Source organism: Helicovermis profundi, assembly GCF_033097505.1.
Classification (GTDB): domain Bacteria; phylum Bacillota; class Clostridia; order Peptostreptococcales; family Acidaminobacteraceae; genus Helicovermis; species Helicovermis profundi.
In genome coordinates this window covers 2,933,251-2,954,641 of the sequence record NZ_AP028654.1, presented here as the reverse complement: position 1 = coordinate 2,954,641, position 21,391 = coordinate 2,933,251, and the positions used below count along the sequence as shown (strand labels likewise).

Below are 21,391 nucleotides of genomic sequence, written 5' to 3'. Positions count from 1 at the left end.
TGTTTTCTTGAATTAGATCCGGTTAAAAAGTCGTGATTTGTATAAGTGAGCCTATAAAAATATTTGTATTTATTGTAAAGTGCAATGAATATGATGAAAAAATTTTGATTTTCATATAGAAATAAATTATGATAAGAGTATATATGTGGATTTCTTAGAATTAAAAGGAGTTGTAAAATGGATAATTATAAAGATATTAGATGGAAACAGAGATTTGAAAATTTCGAAAAATCATATAGACTTCTTGATAGATATATTTCGCGTCCTATTGAAAATGAATTAGAGCAAGCCGGAATTATTCAGTTATTTGAAATCTCATTTGAACTAGCTTGGAAAGTTATGAAAGATTACCTTGAATCATATGAGTTTTATGTAAAAAGCCCTAGAGAAACTATAAAGCAAGCACTTCAGATGGAATTGATCGATAATGGTTATATCTGGATAGATGCGCTTTCAGATAGAAATTTAACTGTTCATACTTATGATGAAAAACTAGCTGAGAAAATGGCTAAAGATATTGTTAATGTATATTTTCCAGAAGTAAAAAAATTGTATGAAAAACTAAGTAAGGAGATTTAATTATGTATGGTTTACTGAAAAGAGATTTAGATTATATAATAAAATCTGTTAGTAAATATTCAGAAATAGAAGAAGTTATTATTTTTGGAAGTCGTGCGATGGGCAATTTTAAGAAAGCTTCTGATATAGATTTAGCGTTAAAAGGAGATTTAGTTGATAGAAATATATTAAGACGAGTTAATGAAGATTTAAATGAAGTTTATCCTATACCTTACTTTCTTGATATAATTAACTATCAAGATATTTCAAATGAAAAATTAAAAACTCATATTGATGATGTTGGTAAATCTATTTGGCATAAATGAATTTCTTGGCTTCAGCGTGAATTTTTGCTTCTGATGAAGCTTAGAAAAACACAATCTAAGGCATTGGATAAACAATTCATTAGCAATCTTGGAGGCTATATATGATTGAAAAAAACATATTAGAACATTTAAAAGCATATAAAAAAAGAAAGATTAAACTTATAGAAATCGAAAAAAATTTGCCAGCCAACTTACTTTACAAAGACTATGCAAATATTATATTAAATCTTATAAATGATGGTTATTTAAAAATGGTTAAGGCTTCTGGATTTAACCATAAAACTATTAATTTACCTAATGAATTTTACATAGAAAGCAAAAAAATTTCTAGTGAATATTACATAGAACTTGAAAAATATGCACTAAAATATAGTGGATATTTTAAGTTAGATTACTATTTTAATCAAAGTGAAAAAAAGTGGTTACAAGATAAGGAATATATCAGTAAAATATATGACTTTTTAAAAATAAATGGATTTCCAAAACTCCCTTTAACTTCTCAAGAGCTTTCATATGATATAGTTGCTGATGAAAAGTGGCTGGATTATAAGGGCGGAATGAAGATATTAGTAGCTCTTAATATTAAAGAAAAACTAAATATTAAGAGTCAAAATGAACCTGCAATGTTTGCTATAAATTTGAATTTTGAAAAAAATGGAGTATATAAGCATTTAATTGTCGAAAATAAAGCTGTTTACTATAGACTACTTGATTTATTAGATGCTACAAGCTTTAGTACTTTAATTTATGGAGCAGGTTGGCGCGTTATTTCTATGATAAAGGATTTTAATAAGCAATTTCCATTTAAGGGTGAGCATAATTTTTACTATTTTGGGGATATTGATTATGAAGGGATTAAGATATTTAAGTCAATTAATGAGATTTTAAAAGTTAATTTGGCTACTTCTTTTTATATTAAATTATTAGAAGAAAAAGAAAGTATAGGAAAACAAAATCAGCTTAAAAATCAAGAGGCGTTCGACTTTTTTAAATCAAATTTTTTGTCTCTTTCTCTTTTAGAAAGAGTTGATTTATTAGATCAAGGTTACTACTGGCCACAAGAAGGTTTAAGCAAAATATATCTTAAAGAAATGTGGGAGAAATTAGATGCAGATTAATGAAAATACATTTTTTTCTAATTATAAGGAACGTATAAAACGTTTAGCTTTATATGAACCATTAATTACACTTCAAAACAAGAATACTAAAGATCAATCGGGTAAAAAAATAGATTTATACGATGTTGGATTGCTAACTTTGCTATTTTTTTATGAATGTAAGCTTATTAGAAAAAAAGAAATTGGCTTTATGGAATTATCTAAATTTATATTTGAAATGATTCATAAAAGGTATAATGTTGATGCTAAAAAATGCCAAACTATTGCTAAGGATATAATACATGTTTTTAGACCTGCTAGTGGAAAACGTTTATCAAAAAAATTTTATGATTGGAATAGGAAAAAAGATGATGTAATTTACTATTCGATTTTAAAGGCAAGCAAATCTGATTTGCTAGAAAATAAGCAATACTATGAACTTGATGAAGATGGATTAGAATTAATTTTTTCTACAAGAGAATATTATAGTGAATTTCAACTTTCCATTAATCAAATGCTTCTTAGAAAACAACTTGAAAAAGGTGAATTTGTAAGTGCCTTGAGGCAAATTGATGAAATGAGTATAAATGTTGAATCTTTAAATGAAAGAATTGTAAAAATTAAAAATGATATTAGTAGAAATGTTATTTCTGAGGAAGTTTATAATCGTTATAAACGTTTAATTGATGATATTCATTTAAGGCTAGAGTACGAAAACAAAGAATTTAATGAACTGAAAATTTTTGTTAATTCGGTTTTAGATAATTTGAAATTCAAAAGGGATAGTGAGAAAGATTCACATATATATACTAGCGCTTTAAAAGTTAGTAATGCCTTAGACTCTGTGCATAAAGTACATGATAAATTACTAGCAAAATCGATTAGTATTCAAACGACTGCACTTCTCGCAGCAAAGGAATCTCTTTATTATACTGGTATTGAGTCTTTTAATTTTAATAAAGAAATTGTATCTTATTGCGTAGCAAATGCTAGTCCGCTTGAAACGATTAGAACAATTGCAAAACCATTTTTATCACTTGAAAAATGCGAAAAATGGAGTCCACTTGCTATATTTTTTCCTCAGCGTGTTTATAATAGAGATAAAAGTGAGTTAAATATAGAGTTTGCTGGTCTATCAAAATCTGAGGATGACAAGGTCAGAGTAGTAGAATTATTTTATGAAAAAATGATGAACCTTTGTTTAAAGTATATGTCAGATGATAATGAACTTATTTTAAGTGATTTAATTGTTGAAGTAAAAAAAGACCAAGAGTCGCTTCTAAGTTTAAGAGGTTTTTATGATTTTTGGATAACACTTCATCAACTTTCTCCGATTAATGTATTTTATGACGAAGAAGATCAAAATCATAATATAATTATTAATGCTATAAAAATACTTCATAGTAGATATAAAACCATACAGGTTACAGAATTAAAAGAAATTTTAAATATTAATGATGAATTTAAAATAAGTAATATGAAAATGTTTTTGGAGGAAAAGTATGAAATATGAAGAAAAAACAATATTAGAATCTTTTGAAATTTATAGTAATTTAGCTTCAAAAGGGCAGTGTTTAATTAAAGATTTTACTTCCTATACTATAGATGAAAATGTTAGAGCTTTAGTTGATTTATTTGCTGACAATGTGGAATGCACAGTTATTGTTTCAAGCGAAAATCTATTTTTAATTCCCCTTGCAGTAGCTTCACCCTTTCATATTTCTAATGAAAGTCTTAAATCCAAGTATTTAACATCAAAGCATCAAGTTTCTGATATATATTTAATGTATTTTGCCATGATTGTTTTTTTCGGATTATTTTATGATAGTTATTTAACGATTGAACCTGTACTTGAATTCGTTTCTATGGAAACTTGGCTAAATGAAGTTAATTTGCATATTGCCTCTTTAAAAGAACATGACGAGGAAACTTTAAAGTATCATGAAAGTGATATGCATTACAATTGGTTATTAATTATTGAAAAATGGTCGCTAATTGATGATATTAATGAAAAATCAAAAGTTCAAGATGGTAGAACTAATAGCCATGTAAGTTTTTTAAATTTAGTTAAAAATTTTATGCTAGGTGAAGATCTTATTAATGATATTGGGAATATGGAGTATGAATTAACTGAGAAAGCTAAGGATATAATTGGACATTACTTTATGGAACTCGAATATAACCGAGGAATTTTAGAATTATTGTATAAAGGAGAAAATGATGCCAACAATATCGAAGATTAGGTTATGTAATATTATTTATGAAGGTGGAAGAAAGCGTTATAATGATGAAACGTTTATAACTGACGGTAATAATACTGCCTTTATTTTAGAAAATGGTGGTGGTAAAACGGTTTTAGTTCAAATGATACTTCAATCGGTTTTGCCTACTATAAAACATGCTGAAAGGCGCATTCGTGAAACTTTATCTCTTGATTCTGAGTCAGCGCATATCGCCGTTGAATGGATTTTAAATGAGCATCCAAGAAGATATTTAGTAACAGGAGTTACTTTATATACAAAAAATAAGGATTTACATCGTCATTTATATACTTATGAATATGAATTTGAAGATAAAGATGGCATTGATTATTTGCCATTTACTCAAAAGACAGTGGGTGGTCTTAGAGCTTCTAGTCAGCAAGAAATAAATGATTATTATTTGAGCATGAAAAATAAGAGTGTAAATGCTAAAATGTTTTCTACTATAAAATCGTACAATAAACATTTAGAGATGAACTACCATATATCTAGAAGCGAATGGCTTAGTATTTCAAAAATAAATTCAATGGAAGGTGGAGTTGAAGGATTTTTCGATAATTGTAAAACCACTAGTCAACTAGTAAACAACTTGATTATACCGACTGTTGAAGAAGCCCTTGGTGATAAGGAGTCAAAGGTATTTACTGAAACCTTTGAAACACATCAAGATCATTTAAAGGCTTATAGAAACTTAAGTAAAGAAATTGAGCAAAATGAAGAAATTAAAAAACATGTAGATAAGTATGTTCAAACATTTTCTTCATACAATGACTCTAATGACCTATGGAAAAATGAAAAGAGCAAAATGAAAGGTATAGGTGAATTTATAGATTTAAAATTAAATGAACTAAATAGTTTAAAGGAAAAGTTGTTACTTGAATTAAATGTTTTGAAGCTTAATAGATATAATTTAGAAAGAGATATATCCTCTTTAAATATTGCATTTAAAGAGGACGAACTTAATGAAGCTAATAAAAATTATACAATAACAGAAAGTGAATTAAATGATAAGCTTGATAAAAATAGTAACTTAGAGAAAAACTTAGAAATACTTGAACTTGCTAAAATGAAAAATAACTTGGATTTAAAAGAAGCAGAATTAGAAAGTTTAAAAAAAGATTTACTCGAAATTGATGAAGATATTAGTTTAAAAGATTTTGCTAAAAAGCTTGAGACTTCTAAATCTGAACTACTGTATTTATTTAAGCAAAAAATTATTAGTGAAAATAATAAAATAGAAGATATTGATAAAGTCCTAGAGGAAATTAATAGAAATATTGACGTAGAAAATACACTTTTTAATAATTATAATCTTAAAATTAAAAATAAAGAAAATCTACTAAATAAAGCAAAAAGCTTTATTGAAATTAAAAATAAGGATTTATTAAGTATTAAAAGTAAACTTTTAGGGCTTAATAAAGATGAAACGATTAAGCATTATAGTGATTATCAAAATAAAAAAATAAGAGAATTATCAAATGAAGAAATTAAAATAAGCGAGATTTTGATTTCAAAAAAAAATGCTATTGAGAATTTGAAGCTTAAAATAAGTGAAGTAGATAGCGAGGTAAATATTGATAATTTAAAAATACAATCACTTACTGATAAACTTAACAATATTGAAAATGAAAGAAAAGATTTATCTAAAGAATATTTGCAAGTAATGAATAAACCTTTAGCTATTAATAAAATTTATGAACAGGAAATGACTTTAAAAAACAATTTAAACGATAGATTACTTATACTTCAAAATGAAAAAGAAAATCAGTTAACTGATGAATCTATGGCTTTATATGAATATCAGTTATACAAAAATCAAAAAGTTTTTATGGCGGATCCTAGTTTTATTTCTAGTGTTTTGCTTTGGAGTGAACAATTTTCAGTTTTACACTCTGGAATGGATTTTCTTAAGAAGCATTATTTAGATAAAATGGATGAAATGATAAAAAAGTATCCTAACTGGGCAATAACAGTTATTACTACAGAAAAGGAAAAAGAAAAACTACTTTCTAAAATAGGTGCTTATAGTGAAAATTTAGTTCATCCAGTATACGTACTTACACTTGAAGAAGCAAAGGAAGCATGCGCATCTAGTGAATATTCTCTAGTAATGCCGAAAAAATGGTCTGATTTTAGTGTAGACGAAAATTTTGAATTTTGGAAAAAAAATAATGAACATAATTTAGAGATACTTAAGGAGAGAAGACTTGTTTTAGAAATGGATATTCAAAACTTAACTCAGCTAATTTATTCTATAAATCTATTTTTTGATAAAAATCCCAACGAAGAATATGAGCTCTCTAAAGAAACTTTAAGACTATGTAAAGATAACCTTAGTAGTTTAAAAGTAAGTAAAGGTAAATATGAAAAAGAGTTAAATGAGTCAAAATTATTTTTAGAATCAACTAAGCTTCGCTTAGAAAGTATTAAAGATGAAAAAGTTCATATTACGAATATGATTAGTAAAAGCCTTGAATACTTAGAAAATGAAAAAAAAATAAAAAAATATGAAATAGAAAGCTATGAGTATCAAAAGGAATTAAAGGATCTTAAGTTTGAATTAGATAAGATTTCTAGAAAATTAAATAGTTTTAAAGATGATATAAAGAAATCAGACGCTGAAAAAGAGAAGTGTATAAAAGAAATCGATAATATTTATAATAATGACTATTATAAGAAATCTAAAGATAATAATGAATTATTTGCCAAGTCTTCACTTCAAGTTTTATTTAAGGAAATTGATAGGTTAGAGGATTTATTAAATGAGGGTAGTGAAGATAGAGAAAGTATTGAAAGAAAAGTATTAAAATTAAATAATGAAATTGAAAGTTTAGATATTCAGCTAAAGCTGACTTTAAAAACTATAGATTACTTAGTTGAATTAGATAATCTTGTTTTTCCAATTTCAGGCGATACTCAAATAATTCAATATAAAAATAGCATTAAGGAAATTAAAGAAGAACTTAAAATGCTTAGAAAAGATGAAGCAAAGTCAAAGAGTGTACGTGATACTCTTTTGGGTGAATTAAAGTCTTTAAAAAATGCTCATAGTAAATATGATACTACTAGTAAATATGATAAGGATTTAAATATAGTAAGATCTGAGTTAAAAGAAAAAGGCGTAAATTTAAAAGAAAATGAACAAATATTAGATAATAAATTAAAAAATGTAGATAAAAACTTAGAGAAAATGGAAGCTTGTAGAAGTGAAATAATAAGAGTACAAGATAAATTTGAATTATCAAATGGAAATTTAAAAGCAGTAGAAGTTTTAGAATCCTTTATTATAGATTTTACTTATAAACCAATAGAAACTTTAAAAAATTATATAGAAATTTCTAATAAAAGTTATATTCTAAAGGAAAAACATAGGGAAAAACTTTTAGAACATCAAGAGGATTTTAAAATATTTTGTAATGATTATATTACAAATATTAAAATGAAAAAATTAACTTTAGATGCCTTAAAATTCAGAGAGAATTATCAAGATGTTTTAGAGTGGCAGAAAAAATTAGATGAAAACATAAATGTAGCTCTTAGATATTTAAATGAAAGTCTACGTACTATTGATGAAGCTATAAATAAATTTATTAATCGTTTATATATTTATTTGGATAATGTAGTAAAAGAAATTGATCATATTGCTAATAAAACTAGTATTGAAATTGATGGAGTACGAAAAAAGATATTTCAAATTAAGACACCTATATATGAAAAAAATCAGTCTAAACTTGCAATCCGTGAACATTTAATTTTTATGACAAGCGAGATAAATAAGGAAAAACAATCTTTAGATTTAAAAGAGAGTAAAGAATTGCTGGAAAAGCAAATAAAAGAATGGTTATCTACAAAGACTTTGCTTTATAAAATATTTTCTGGTAAAGAGATTAAGGTTAGCCTTAGAAAAGTAACAAATGATTTTAAAATTAGTAGTAATTATACCGATTGGACAAGTTCAAATAAATGGTCTGCTGGTGAAAAATGGAGTAAAAATATGACTCTGTTTCTAGGAATACAAAATTATATTGCAGAGAAAAAATATATGATTAAAAATAATTCTAAACGCCAAAGAACAGTCCTTCTAGATAATCCATTTGGAAAAGCATCAAGTGAACATGTATTAGATCCTGTTTTTAAGATTGCAAAACAACTAGGTTTTCAATTAATTGCATTTACAGCACACGTGGAAGGTAAATTTATTAGTGACTATTTTCCGATAGTATATAGCTGTAAACTACGAAATTCTCTTAGAGATAATGTTCAAATTATGGATAGTAGTAAAGAAATTAATTATGCATTTTTAAGTGATAGTAATCCTCTTAGCCTACTAAGACTTAATAATTCGCTACATGAGCAGCTTAGCTTGTTTGAATAGGTAGAGAATTACACAAAGTACAATTAATTTTATTACCAAATAAAATGTAATATATATTGATTATTATATAAAACAAATAGAAATCCCATGTTTGAGAGTACAACATAGGATTTCTGTTTGTTTATTTTTAAGGCAATTTATAATTTATAAGGATCCTTAACTATTTCAATTGAGTTGTTAGATATTAGATTATTAATAATCTTTACTGAAATTCCTGTTGCAATTGAAATTTCCATAAGAGTAGCATTTTTGTTTTTTTCAAGATATTCACGAATTATTTTTAAGTCTACTTTATTTTTTTCCATGCATTTGGTGCAATAATTTTTCTGTCCGTTAAGGAGTAAATTGCCACATCTTTTACAAGTGTAATCGTTCATTTTCTCACCCTCTTATTTCTTTCTTGACTTTAATTATACCCATATTTGATTAGTAATATCAGAAGGTTTTAAATAATAATCTAATTGTTGTATATATATAATTTGTTTTGTTCTTTATTGGTTATTTATATTATATAATCGAAGAAAGTTAATCAAAAACTGAGGTTTGATTAAAAATTTATTATTATTTTTATGCAAGTATAGATTTCTAAGTATTATAATAATGAAATATTAGTGTAAAATAAAGATGATATAATGAAATAAATATTAAGATATACCTAGGAGCTTTCATGAACACAAAAATATTAATAGCAGATGATGAAATTAGGTTTAGAAAATTAGTTTATGATTTTTTAACTAAAGAAGGATATGAAGTAATAACGGCTAAAGATGGTAAAGAAGCAATTGAATTCTTTTTACATGAAAATGATATTAATTTAGTGATTTTAGATGTTATGATGCCATATTTTACCGGTTTTGAGGTTTGTAAAGAAATTAGAAGAACTTCAAAAGTACCAATTCTAATGCTTACAGCCTTAGGAGGTGAGGTGGATGAAATCAATGGACTAAATCTTGGTGCGGACGAGTATATTACAAAACCTTTTAGTTACGAGATTTTTATGGCTAGAGTGAATTCTCTTCTTAGACGCACTAATAAAATTAGTCAAAACACTGTTTTTCTTGAGGGTATATCAATTAATGATAAGACTCATGAAATTATTATTGATGAAAAAATTGTAGAATTTAGCCCGAAAGAGTATAAGTTTATTTTATATTTAGTTAAAAATTTAGGTAGAGCGCTTAGCCGTGAGCAGATTTTAAACAATGTTTGGGGATATGATTTTTATGGTGATATTAGAACAGTGGATACACATATAAAAAGCATTAGATCAAAATTTGGAAAATACGGTGAATATATTCAGACTATAAGAAGTGTTGGTTATAAACTAGAGGTGAAAAAATGAAGTCGATTAGAGTGAAGATGTTTTTTATTTTTAGTATATTTTTAATATTCTTTATTGTATTTTCATTATTTATGAATTCATTTTTTCTTGAGAAATATTTTATTTATAGAAATGAGAAAATATTTTTAGAAAATGTTGATAGGATAAGGGATGTTTATAATAATGATTCAGATAATTTATCTTCAGTCCTAAAATCAATTGATAGATCTAAAGGAGTTCATATTAGCATTATTAATAATGATTTAGAGGTTGTTGATGATTCTTTTAATAGACCAAACTTAAGTAGTGAAAAAATTGTAAGAAAAATTCCTCTTAATATTGCAATTGATATTAAAAATCAAATTACTAACATAGAAGATACTAATAAGAAATATTTGTATAAAGTTGATGAAGATTTTGAATATGGAAATAAAAAAATTCAGATGATTACAAGATTAGATAAAAATAAATTTTTAGTTATTGAAAAGCCTATAAATGTAATTAATGAAAACGCAAATATTTCGAATGACTTTTTTGCATTTACAGGAGTCATTGCTATAGTACTTGGTAATATATTTTTGCTTTTTTTTACAAAAAAAATTACTAAACCAATTATAGAAATTAGTGGCATTGCTAAAAGTATATCGAATCTTGATTTTACAAAAAAGTATAAAATAAAATCGGAAGACGAGTTAGGTGAACTTGGCAGCAGCATTAATCTCATATCAAACAAACTTAATGAAACAATAAGTGAATTAATAGATGCCAATGGGCTTCTAAAAAAAGATAATGAGAAGAAAAAGCATATTGATGATATGAGAAAATTATTTGTTTCAAGCGTATCACATGAACTAAAAACTCCAATTGGACTTATCAAAGGTCATCTTGAAGGTATAAAATTTAATATAGTAAATGATATAAAAAAACAAGAAAAATATCTCGACATTGCAATTGATGAAGCGGATAGAATGGATAAATTAGTTAAAGACCTTTTAGTGATATCAGAAGTTGAATCAGATGTTAAAATTATAAATAAAACAAATTTTAATATAACCATTTTAATTGAAGAAATCTTAGATAAATATCAAACTATTTTTATAGAAAAAGGTATTAAATGTAGCTCATATCTTACTAAAGATTATTTTGTTAATGCTGATCTTTCAAAAATTGAACAAGTTCTTATTAATTATATTAATAATGCAATTGAACATGTAGATGAAAATAGAAAAATTGAAATTAGAGAAGTAGAAAGTGATAATGCAGTCAGAATAATAGTTAAAAATTTTGGAAAAAATATTGAAGAGAATGAATTTGATAATATTTGGACCAGCTTCTATAAAGTTGATAAATCTAGAACACGTGTAAGTTCAGGTAGTGGACTTGGACTTTCTATAGTTAAATCAATTTTAGATAACCACGTGGCAAAATACGGGGTAAATAATATAGAAAAAGGTGTTGAATTTTGGTTAGAACTTCCTACCATCACAATTTAATTTTAGAAACTCGTTTATTTTTCGTCACAAAACCATCACAATTTAGTTTTAGAATATAGATAAGAGCAATTACCTTGTAAATATCTTATCAAGTAAAATGAAGGGTGGTGATTTTTTTGACAATTAATAGTGTTAATAATTATTCCTCGTATAGTTTTAAAAGCCTTAGTAATTTAAGTGCTTCTGATAATAATCAGCAAAGTTTAGATGGCGTGGGTAGAGGAAGTGGTAATAGAAATGGCCACGGCGGACCAAAAGGAGCTGGTGGTCCCGGTGGCCCTGGTGGACCAGGCGGTGCCGGTAGATTAGGAGAGGGACGTGGTCCTAAAATTGACCAAGATTCAAATGGTAGTTGGAGCGAGACTGAAGTAAGTGATTTCGCAAGTAAAGCATCTGAGAATTTAGGTATCTCTATTGATGTTAATCAAATTTTTGATACTTATGATACTAATGATGATGGAAGTATTAGTTCGGACGAAATAAAGAAACTTGCTAGCGAAAATGGCTTTAATTTGCCCTCACCTCAGGAAATGATGAAAAGTATGGATGGTGGTCAAAAAAATAAATTTAGAATGAATAATCAAGTAGATTTAACAAAGTTATTTGATCAAAATGATTCAGAAGATAGTATACTTTCTTTTTTAAATGATAGTACTATTTCAAAATCTTTAGAAGCTTATGAATCAAATAATACTTATAATAATGCTGATATATCAAGTCTCTTAGATTTAGCATTATAAAATAAAGATAATTGCTCTTTAACTTTAATATTAATAAGATGAGGTATTTATGAAAATTTGGGTAGATGCAGATGGCTGTCCTGTAGTAAAAATTACTATAGAAGAAGCAAAAAAACATAGTGTTCCACTAGTAGTTGTTAAAAACCATGCGGTAAGAATTGAAGACGATTATGCTAAAATTGTTACTGTTGATGTTACAAGAGATGCAGCTGATTATTATATCGTTAATCACATGGAAAAAGGTGATTTAGTAATTACTCAGGACAATGGACTTTCAGCGATGGCACTGGCGAAAGATGGTAAAATTCTAAATCAAAATGGTAGATGGATTACAAATGATAATATAGAACTTATACTTGAATCAAGACATATTAGTCAAAAAGAGAGAATGAAAAAAAAGAAGAGCTATACTAAATTTAAGAAAAGAGAAAAAACAAAAGATGACAATTTTAGACGTGAATTAGTTAGCTTTATTGAAAATATATAAAAAACGAAAAACGTGGTAAAATGTACATAGAATAACTATTTACTTAAGAGGGATTATTATGGATATTAAAATTGAATTGCAAGAAAAAATTCGAGACATGGAAAAAGTTGCTGAACTATTTGAAGTTGAACCGTTTGATATATATTTTCTAGGTGGATCTGCATGTGTTTTAGGTGAATATACTGCTAGAGCTACAAGGGATTTTGATTTTGTAGATTTAGAATATTCTTCTAAGTTAGGAAAAGTATTTGCTCAACTTAGAGATTTCGATATGCTTGAATATCCTTCTACTTTGCTTTCTCCTAAATATAAAGAAAGAGCTTTAAAACTTGAAGAATTTAAATATTTAAATGTATATATATTATCTATTGAAGATATAATTGTGAGTAAAATAATTAGACTTGCAAAGAAGGATATAGATGATATTGATATTTTGATAAAAAAAGCAGATAAAAATTTACTAACTACTATTATCGATGAAGTATTAAATAGGAATGATTTATTTGAAAGCAAAAAGAAAGCTTTTAAAAACAACTTATTGATTTTTAAGGAGAAATATAATGTTTAGAATAGTGAAAGAAAGCTATGAAAAATTTGTTTTGGACTTTATAGATGATAAAGAGAGTTATAGGTATCTTGTGATGAAGCCTTTTGAATTGCTTATAGACATAAATATGCTTAAAAAAGAAAAAAATTTAGAAACTGATAGATATAAAAAACTTGAAGATTTCGTTTGGAGATTAAGTAATAATATAGAGAAATATGATAATTTTAAATGTTTTTTATGGACACTTGAATCGAGAGGCATATATGGGAAAAAATATGGAATATTAAGTGATGAAAGTTTTAATGAACAAGTTAAAATTGTAGATTCATTTTTGAGATTAAGTTATTGGAATTGATAAAAGATAAAAAATAAAGTAAAACTTCGCTTCGAAGGCAAGACCAGCCTTAAGGCGCTACGTTTTATTTTATTTTTTATCTGCCTTGAAAATATGAAAGATATGGTCTTAGCATTTATATTAAATGACAAGTAAAACTTCGCTTCGAAGGCAAGACCAGCCTTAAGGCGCTACGTTTTATTTTATTTTTTATCTGCCTTGAAAATATGAAAGATATGGTCTTAGCATTTATATTAAATGACAAGTAAAACTTCGCTTCGAAGGCAAGACCAGCCCCCCGGCGCTACGTTTTATTTTATTTTTTATTTACCTTGAAAAGATGAAAGGTAGTGTCTTAGTTAGATTATTAAATGACAAGTAAAACTTCGCTTCGAAAGGATAAAAACCCAATAAAACTTCGCTTCAAAGGCAAGACCAGCCTTAAGGCGCTGCGTTTTATTGGGTTTTTATCTACCTTGAAAAGATAAAAAATAAAGTTGTTTTTTTTAAAAAAGTTCGCATTGTAAATATGTTTACAAATGTGAACTTTCTATTAACAATTTAGTAAACATATTTACAAAAATAGTTTTTGAGTTTATACTTATCCTTGCAATGATAAATAAATGAATATTATGATTTTAAGGAGATGACAAAATGAATAAAAAAATGGTTACTATGGTTAGTGTAGTTGTAATTGCTCTTGTAATGCTAGTGGGTTTTTCTAGTGTTAATAATTCAAAAACTACTTTAAATGATGAGAATTTATTTCAGGGTTACATTGAAGCTAATGATGTAGATATTAATACAAAAGTTCCAGGTAGAATTTCTCAGATTAAAGTTAGTGAAGGAGAGATTGTTAAAAAAGGTGATCCGATTGCAGTTATCGATGCTAAGGATATTATGGCAAAGAAAGAGGGCTTAGTTGCACTTTCTAAGGCTGCAGAGAATGGTGTTGAAGCTGCTAAGGCTCAGTACCAAGCTGCTAATGGTCAACTTGATGCTGCTGAAGCTGTTTTAAGAAAAGCAAAGAATGGCGCAAGAGGTGAAACTGTTTCAAAGGCAAAAGCTGCTTATGATTATTTAAAAACTACTTATGATAGATTAAGTGCAGTTTACAAAAAAGGTGGCGTTTCTAAATCTAAGGTAGATGAGATTGAAACTAAAATGAATGTGGCGTATGAAGATTATAAAATGGCTAAAGATGGTGCAAGAAACGAAGATATTATTGCTGCAAGTGGTCAAGTAACTGCTGCAAGAGCAATGGTAGCTGCTGCTAGTAGTAATATTGCTGCATCGGAAGATAAATATGCACAAGCACTTGCTGGTATAAAAGAAGTTGAAACGTATTTAACTGACGCTGCAATAGTTTCTCCTCTTAGTGGAACTGTTACTTTACTTAATTCAAGTGAAGGCGAAATGGCTTCAACTGGTATGAATATTGCAACTATTACAGATTTAAAAGATATGTGGGTTGATATTGAAATTGATGAAACGTATCTTTCTAAATTTAAAGTTGGAGATGAAGTAAAAATTAAAACTTTAGCTTATAAAGATAAAAAAATTGTAGGGAAAGTTGTTAGAATTAATAAAAAAGCTGATTATGCTGTTAAAAAAGCGAGCAATGAAAATGGTGAATTTGATTTAGTTTCATATGGTGTAAAGATTAAAATTAATAATGATGAGGAATTATTTAGACCAGGAATGACTGCGATTGTAGATATTTCTAAATAAGGAGTATAATATGAGAGAAAAAATAAAAAAATATAAAGTGTCTCTTATCTTAATACTTTTTCTTCCGATACTTGTAAACGTTCTAACGCTTTTTATAATGAATGATAAACAGCTAAAAGAAATTCCAATGGGTGTTTATATTGGTGATAATACTTCTTTAACAAGAACTATAGTAAATAGTTTTGATAATAATGAAACATTTGGTCTTAAGTATTATGCATCAAGCCCAGAAGAAGTAGAAGAACTTATGAAAGAGGGTAAAATTCTTTATGGATTAGTTATTCCGAAAAACTTTACAAAAGATCTTAAAGATATGAAAAGGCCAAAGCTTATGACAGTTATTGATGGTAGTCAGCTTTCAAGTGCATCATTTACAAAAATACGATCGAGTGAGATACTTCTTACAATAAAAACAGGAGCGATGATAAGTTCATTTGAAGGAAAATTTAGTATGCCTTCTAGTGTCGCTCTTAACACTGCTAGACCAATTGAAACTAATGTACGCTTGCTTGGAAATCCTACAAGAAATTATGTTAATTTTCTTCTTCCGGGTTTTATGACTGCACTTGTTCAAATTGGTATTGCAATGACAGCCTCAGTAGCTTTTATTGCAAAAAAAGGTAAAGATATGTATAAAAATCTATTTGAAAATATTGCTTTTTATACAATAGCAGGATTTGTTGCGATGATAACGATTATATTTATTCAAGTTAGATTTTTTAAAGTTCCATTAGTAGCTAATGTACCGAGTATAATGCTTCTAACATTTGTTTTTTCATTATCAGTTACATTAGTTAGTCAGTTTATTTCGGCAGTAATTAATAATAGGGTATTGGCGTCGCAAGTTGCAGCTATTTGGTTTATTCCAAGTTCAATTCTTTCTGGCTACACTTGGCCGCTTTCTTCAATGCCACAGTTTTATCAGAAATTAGCATACTATATGCCCTATACACATTATGGTGAAACTCTTAGAGATTTGATGCTTCGTGGTAGTTCGAACACATTCAATCAAGATATTAGTGTATTAGCAATTATATCAATTGTTTCATTTGGATTAATAGTATTATTTAGTTCATTTGGAATTGAGATTAAATTAAAAGATAAGGAGGAAATTTCTTATGAGTCTTAAAATTGAAATAAAGAAATTTTTTTCTGTTCCAAAAAATATAGTATTTTTAATACTTGGACCACTTTTCTTCACATTATTCTTTGGCCTTGTATATTCTAATGATTATTTAAATGATGTTTCTATGGCAGTTCTTGATTTAGATAATTCTAATTTATCTAGAAATGTTGTTAGAGAATTTGATAATAATGATAGGTATGATGTTTTGTATTATGTAAAAAATATGGATGAATTAAAAAATTTAGTAGATAGTAAAAAAGTATATACAGGATTATTTATTCCGCCAAATTTTGAAAAAAATATAAATAATAAAAAAGGCGAAGCTCTAGGTCTTCTAGTTGACGGAACTAATATAGCTATTGGAAATAATGCAATGGCAACGGGGACTAAAATTATTTCTTCTATTAATAAAGATATAACTGTAAAATTCTTAGAAGATGATAAAAAAGTTCCTGAAAAATTAGCTAATAACTATGCTAATATTTTTAATATTACTACAAGAGTACTTTGGGATCCAAAACTTTCTTATAAGTATTATGTAATGCCAGGGATTATACTTGTGCTTATTCAGCAATTGTTTTTGTCGGTTTTTACACTTAACTATATAAAAAATAAAGAAAACGTTTTTGCAAAAGCCTTTGTTCATATTATTGTTTCAGGATTAGCGTTTTTCATTAGTCTTAATTTACTAATAAAAGTTCTTCATATAAATGTACTTGGAAATATTTATACAGCCACATTTATGTCGATGATTTATTTAATGTGCTTAACAGGTGTAGCTATGGTTATTGGAAACATTGCTAAAACACGACTCGTAGCAACTCAGTTTTGTATGATGATGAGTATTCCATCATTTTTTACGGCAGGTTATGTATGGCCCTTGTTTAAAATGCCTCATTTTATTGTTATAATATTAAAGGGAGTATGGCCTTTAATATATATGGTTTCACCACTTAGAGATTTTATTATTAAAGGAGTCTTTCCAGTTGGTTTTACTTTGAACCTTGCTGAGTTATTTGTTTTTGGAATAGTTTGGTTTGGTATTGGAACTTTATTATCTAAGAGAATAGCTAGAGATAAGGTTCAGGAGGAGCTTTAAATTATGAAAAATTTAAGTGCGGACATTGATAAGTATCTTAATGCGTATTCTTTTATTGAATTTTCTTCAGGAAAAACACTTCTTAATATTTCTAGAACAGTCGAGATAATGCGACTTGTATACGATAACGTATACAATAAATACAATATTTCTGAACCGAAATTTTTAGTTATATTACTTTTAAGTGAAAAAGAAGATGGAATACCTCTTATTGAAATAGGTAGAAAAATGCTTGTGAGTCGGGCGAATATTACTACTTTGATTAAGAGAATGGAAAAAGAAGGAATTGTAGAAAGACGCAATAATAAAAAAGATAAAAGATCAATAAAAGCACATTTAACTGATAAAGGACGAGGTATTTTTGATGAAGTAAAATATTTATATATGGATTTCAGTGAAAAAATGGTGAGTTGTTTAAGTGATGAAGAAAAAAATCTTTTGAATAATTTATTGGTTAAAATTCAAACAAATATAGTAAATGAATACACTACAGAATATCAGAGTGTAAAAGATATTGAAAATGTTATTCAAGAAAATAAACAAATATTTAAAAAGAAAAAATAATTTGACATTGCCTAATTAAAAGCATAATATGAATGTATTCAATTATGAATGCGTTCATATTTATCAATTTGTAATAAATGAATTTCTAAGATTCAGAGGGAGTTTTTACTCCCGCTGAATCTTAGAAAACATAATCAGGGCTTTTTTAGAGTTCTTTATATAATTGTTGATTTGTAATAAATTAATATAATTGTAAATTTTAATTGTTATTAATTTGTTATAATGTATTTAAGATATTTTCTTAGGAGGGATTTACTTGAGTACAAAAAAAATAATTGCAGCAATGTTAGTTTCTATATTTATAGTAGTTTTTTTATCAATATCATTTGCATCTTCTTCTTCACTTGACTTATATGTTGGGGAAAGCATCAAACTTAATTCAAAATTATTTGATGGAAGTGATGAAATTAATTCGAGTGATATATTATGGAAAAGCAGTGATACTAATGTAGCCACAGTGGATAGCAGTGGTACGATAGTTGCAAAGGGTCAAGGTAGTGCAGAGATTAAAGCAACTGTTAATACTGGAACTCATATTAAGGAAGCGTATGTTTTAGTCAATGTTAAATCAACTATTAAATCTATAAAGATAAAAACTCCTAATAAAAAAATTTTTGTAGGTGAAGATTTTGTTGTTGAATATGAAATAGTAAAATCGGAAAATTTAAGAATTCCTGCTAATACAAAGGTAACTTTTTTATCAACTAGCCCTGAAATTGCATCTGTGGATTCTGAGGGAAGAGTTAAGGGTTTAAAAGAAGGAAGCGTTAGTATATTAGTAACATCAGTTGATGGTGGAAAAAGAGATTATATAACAGTTGATGTATCAAGTATGGTTACAAAGGTTGATATTTTGGATAAGGAAAAAACTGTGTATGTCGGCGAAGAATTTACAGTTCCTTTTAAGATAGAGCCAGCATCGGCTATGCTTAAAGATTTAAATTGGAGTAGTTTTGACAGTGCTATTGTATCGGTAAAAGACAACAGTAATGGTACTTTAAAGGCATTAAAAGATGGTAATGCATATATTAGGGCGATTTCTGTAGATGGTGAAAAGCAAGATACAATTCATATTTTTGTTAAATCGTTACTTAAAGGAATTGTATTAAATGATAAAAAAATAGAACTTAACGATAACAACAAAAGTTTTATGCTTACATTTAAGTTAATTCCAAAATATGAAAATATTATTCCAATTGAAAAAGGTGTCACTTATAAATCGTCAGATACTTCAATAGCAAGTGTTGATAACAATGGAATAGTTACCGCATTAAAAAGTGGATTGGTTAGAATAGATGCTACTACTGTAGATGGTCTTTACAGTGATTACTGTATAATAGATTCAAAAGTTACAACGCCGAAAGTTATAACTGCTAAAAAAACTTATCCTAAAAGTATTAAACTGATTAATATGCCAACAAGAGTTTTAGTTGGTGAAAAAGTACCTGTTAAGTTTGAAATTAATCCAATAAGTGTAAGCGAAAATAATGTAAAAGTAAGTGTTCTTAGTAGTTTAGGCTATAAAATTACTAGTGAAAATGGTGTAGATTATTTTATACCAACTCATGAAGGTGCCTCTAGAATTAGAGTGACTACTGCTAATGGATTAACTGATGAAGTTAATATTTTTTCAGAATCTACAATAAAGAGTGCAAAAATTGATACTGGATTTCTTCATGAAAAATACAATAGGTATGAAGTATATTTAGGACAAACGGGTCAGCTTAAACCTATATTAAAGTCATCTTCAAATTCTAGCAAGGTTATACTAGATACAGTAAAGTGGAAATCAGATGATAATTCTATAATTAGTATAGATACTTTAGGAAATTTTAAGGTTTTAAAAAATGGTAGGGCAAAAATAACAATGACCTCGGATGACAGTGAACTTACAGATACGGTTAGTTTTGAAGTCGAACCTATGTTAAAAAAAATAAAACTTCAAAGTCAAGTTACTATAGGATTAAGTTCAGAGTTTCAGCCAAACGTAAGTTTTGAATTAAATGATGATGTTTTATATGATTATAAAGATGTTATAAATAGAAATATTGATTTGACAATCGAAGAAACTTATATAACAAAAGAATTTTTAAAGATTGAAAAAGCATACGAAGAAAAAACAATTGATGAATTAGAGAAAAAAATTCAGGGAAGAAGCTCGAGTATGAATGAGCTATTAGAGAGTCTTCAAAAGAAAAGAATTAGATTAATAGTTATTAATTATTTTTTAGATAAATCGTCTGGCGATTACGTAAGAGTTAATTATGGTAGTCAAGTTTTAACTGATAGAGATGGGAATTCTCTTAAAATTGTCGAAATAAAAGACAATAAACTCTATGGTTACATTGTAGGCTATGTAAAGCTCAAAGTTGTTTCAAACGATTCGGCTAAAGAAGATAATATGAGAGTAAATTTCGATGATACAGTTAAATCTATAATTATTTACGATGAACTTGGAAAAGTTGTATCTACTTCTGATACTTCAGCAACAGATGAGATCAAAAAAACTCAGGAAGAACTTAGACAGAAGCTTGAAGAAGAGCAAAAGCTAAAAGAAGAGGCTGATTTAAAAGAAAAAAAAGATAGTATTCTTTTAGCTTATAAAGGAAAATTAGCAAGTGATATTCCAAGTGATTGGGCTCTTGTAAATGTAGATGAATTTTCTGAAAAAATTGAATATGTTGGTATCCTTAATAATTTTAGAAAAGACATAACGAGAGAAGAATTTGCAGAGATTGCTGTAAATTTGTATCAAAATTTAACAGGAAAAAAATTAAAAACAATATACAACAACTATTTTACGGATACAGATAATAAATTTGTTACTTACGCATATCAGTTAGGTATTGTAAATGGTACTGACTTTAGAAAGTTTTCACCAAAGCAGACTATTACAAGGCAAGAAATGGCTCTTATGCTTGATAAGGTTTTGAAAGCTTCTGGTAAAGAACTCGATAAAGAGTCATTGGGTAGTGAAAATACTTCTTTTGATGATGAAGATAAAATGTCTTCATGGGCAAAAGAGTCTATAGATAAACTCTCTAAAGAATATAAAGTCTTTTCTGGAGTTGGATCAAATAAATTTAATCCTTTAGGAAATGCATCGAGAGAGCAAGCTATTGTCTTGGCAATGAAAATAATAAATAATATTAAGTAACTAACATAGTATGTTAGATTAAAATATTAGTAAATGAATTATGAGTGTACAATTAGTCTTTATTTTTAGGTATCTGTAGTAGTTTTTAGAAATCATTTAATAGATATTTAATAATTGATTAATATTTACTTAATTAAATTGTTTTATAATAGAAATATAGTGTTCTATATTAATG

General features: G+C 27.1%; 18 protein-coding genes. 17 read left to right on the top strand and 1 reads right to left on the bottom strand.

Going from position 1 to position 21,391, the window contains the following annotated elements:
- Nucleotides 1–177 precede the first annotated feature (177 nt).
- The 6 genes from AACH12_RS13495 (at nucleotide 178) to AACH12_RS13470 (ending at nucleotide 8,617) form a co-directional block, all read left to right on the top strand.
- Nucleotides 178–579: a nucleotidyltransferase substrate binding protein gene (locus tag AACH12_RS13495; RefSeq protein ID WP_338535901.1), complete on the top strand. Its 402-nt coding sequence runs from the start codon at nucleotides 178–180 to the stop codon at nucleotides 577–579.
- 2 nt (nucleotides 580–581) lie between these two features.
- Nucleotides 582–884 carry a nucleotidyltransferase domain-containing protein gene (locus AACH12_RS13490; RefSeq protein WP_338535900.1) on the top strand — a complete coding sequence of 101 codons (303 nt, stop codon included), beginning with the start codon at nucleotides 582–584 and terminating at the stop codon, nucleotides 882–884.
- 101 nt (nucleotides 885–985) lie between these two features.
- Entirely contained in the window at nucleotides 986–2,002 is a 1,017-nt protein-coding gene (locus AACH12_RS13485) for a Wadjet anti-phage system protein JetD domain-containing protein (protein ID WP_338535899.1), read from the top strand.
- A complete protein-coding gene (locus AACH12_RS13480; protein ID WP_338535898.1) occupies nucleotides 1,992–3,494 on the top strand; it encodes a replicative DNA helicase in 1,503 nt (500 codons plus the stop codon). Before AACH12_RS13485 ends, AACH12_RS13480 begins: the two co-directional genes overlap by 11 nt.
- Nucleotides 3,484–4,224 (top strand): DUF6063 family protein, encoded by a 741-nt coding sequence (locus tag AACH12_RS13475; protein WP_338535897.1) that lies wholly within the window; start codon nucleotides 3,484–3,486, stop codon nucleotides 4,222–4,224. The genes AACH12_RS13480 and AACH12_RS13475 overlap by 11 nt, the downstream gene beginning before the upstream one ends.
- A complete protein-coding gene (locus AACH12_RS13470) occupies nucleotides 4,202–8,617 on the top strand; it encodes a coiled-coil domain-containing protein (protein WP_338535896.1) in 4,416 nt (1,471 codons plus the stop codon). The genes AACH12_RS13475 and AACH12_RS13470 overlap by 23 nt, the downstream gene beginning before the upstream one ends.
- Before the next feature lie 137 nt (nucleotides 8,618–8,754).
- On the opposite strand, the gene AACH12_RS13465 is transcribed toward AACH12_RS13470, so the two are convergent.
- On the bottom strand, nucleotides 8,755–8,994 hold the full coding sequence (locus AACH12_RS13465) for a hypothetical protein (RefSeq protein WP_338535895.1): 240 nt from the start codon (nucleotides 8,992–8,994) through the stop codon (nucleotides 8,755–8,757).
- Between the two features lie 290 nt (nucleotides 8,995–9,284).
- On the opposite strand from AACH12_RS13465, the gene AACH12_RS13460 reads away from it, so the two are divergent.
- From AACH12_RS13460 to AACH12_RS13410, 11 genes are all read left to right on the top strand, one after another.
- Complete coding sequence (locus AACH12_RS13460) at nucleotides 9,285–9,959, top strand: response regulator transcription factor (protein ID WP_338535894.1); 675 nt, start codon at nucleotides 9,285–9,287, stop codon at nucleotides 9,957–9,959.
- A 71-nt stretch (nucleotides 9,960–10,030) separates the two neighbouring features.
- A complete protein-coding gene (locus AACH12_RS13455) occupies nucleotides 10,031–11,431 on the top strand; it encodes a sensor histidine kinase (protein ID WP_338535893.1) in 1,401 nt (466 codons plus the stop codon).
- Between the two features lie 116 nt (nucleotides 11,432–11,547).
- Nucleotides 11,548–12,171, top strand: coding sequence for an EF-hand domain-containing protein (locus AACH12_RS13450; RefSeq protein WP_338535892.1), 624 nt, complete (start codon nucleotides 11,548–11,550; stop codon nucleotides 12,169–12,171).
- Nucleotides 12,172–12,220: 49 nt separating this feature from the next.
- The gene (locus tag AACH12_RS13445) at nucleotides 12,221–12,658 is read left to right on the top strand and encodes a YaiI/YqxD family protein (protein WP_338535891.1); all 438 of its coding nucleotides are present in this window, start codon (nucleotides 12,221–12,223) and stop codon (nucleotides 12,656–12,658) included.
- Nucleotides 12,659–12,716: 58 nt separating this feature from the next.
- Nucleotides 12,717–13,226, top strand: a complete 510-nt coding sequence (locus AACH12_RS13440; protein ID WP_338535890.1) for a DUF6036 family nucleotidyltransferase — start codon at nucleotides 12,717–12,719, stop codon at nucleotides 13,224–13,226.
- The gene (locus AACH12_RS13435; RefSeq protein WP_338535889.1) at nucleotides 13,219–13,560 is read left to right on the top strand and encodes a hypothetical protein; all 342 of its coding nucleotides are present in this window, start codon (nucleotides 13,219–13,221) and stop codon (nucleotides 13,558–13,560) included. Before AACH12_RS13440 ends, AACH12_RS13435 begins: the two co-directional genes overlap by 8 nt.
- Nucleotides 13,561–14,193: 633 nt before the next feature.
- A complete protein-coding gene (locus AACH12_RS13430) occupies nucleotides 14,194–15,270 on the top strand; it encodes an HlyD family secretion protein (protein ID WP_338535888.1) in 1,077 nt (358 codons plus the stop codon).
- 10 nt (nucleotides 15,271–15,280) lie between these two features.
- Entirely contained in the window at nucleotides 15,281–16,399 is a 1,119-nt protein-coding gene (locus tag AACH12_RS13425) for an ABC transporter permease (protein ID WP_338535887.1), read from the top strand.
- The gene (locus AACH12_RS13420; protein ID WP_338535886.1) at nucleotides 16,389–17,495 is read left to right on the top strand and encodes an ABC transporter permease; all 1,107 of its coding nucleotides are present in this window, start codon (nucleotides 16,389–16,391) and stop codon (nucleotides 17,493–17,495) included. The genes AACH12_RS13425 and AACH12_RS13420 overlap by 11 nt, the downstream gene beginning before the upstream one ends.
- Nucleotides 17,496–17,498: 3 nt before the next feature.
- Complete coding sequence (locus AACH12_RS13415; protein ID WP_338535885.1) at nucleotides 17,499–18,059, top strand: MarR family winged helix-turn-helix transcriptional regulator; 561 nt, start codon at nucleotides 17,499–17,501, stop codon at nucleotides 18,057–18,059.
- Nucleotides 18,060–18,315: 256 nt separating this feature from the next.
- Nucleotides 18,316–21,216 carry an Ig-like domain-containing protein gene (locus tag AACH12_RS13410; RefSeq protein ID WP_338535884.1) on the top strand — a complete coding sequence of 967 codons (2,901 nt, stop codon included), beginning with the start codon at nucleotides 18,316–18,318 and terminating at the stop codon, nucleotides 21,214–21,216.
- Nucleotides 21,217–21,391 lie beyond the last annotated feature (175 nt).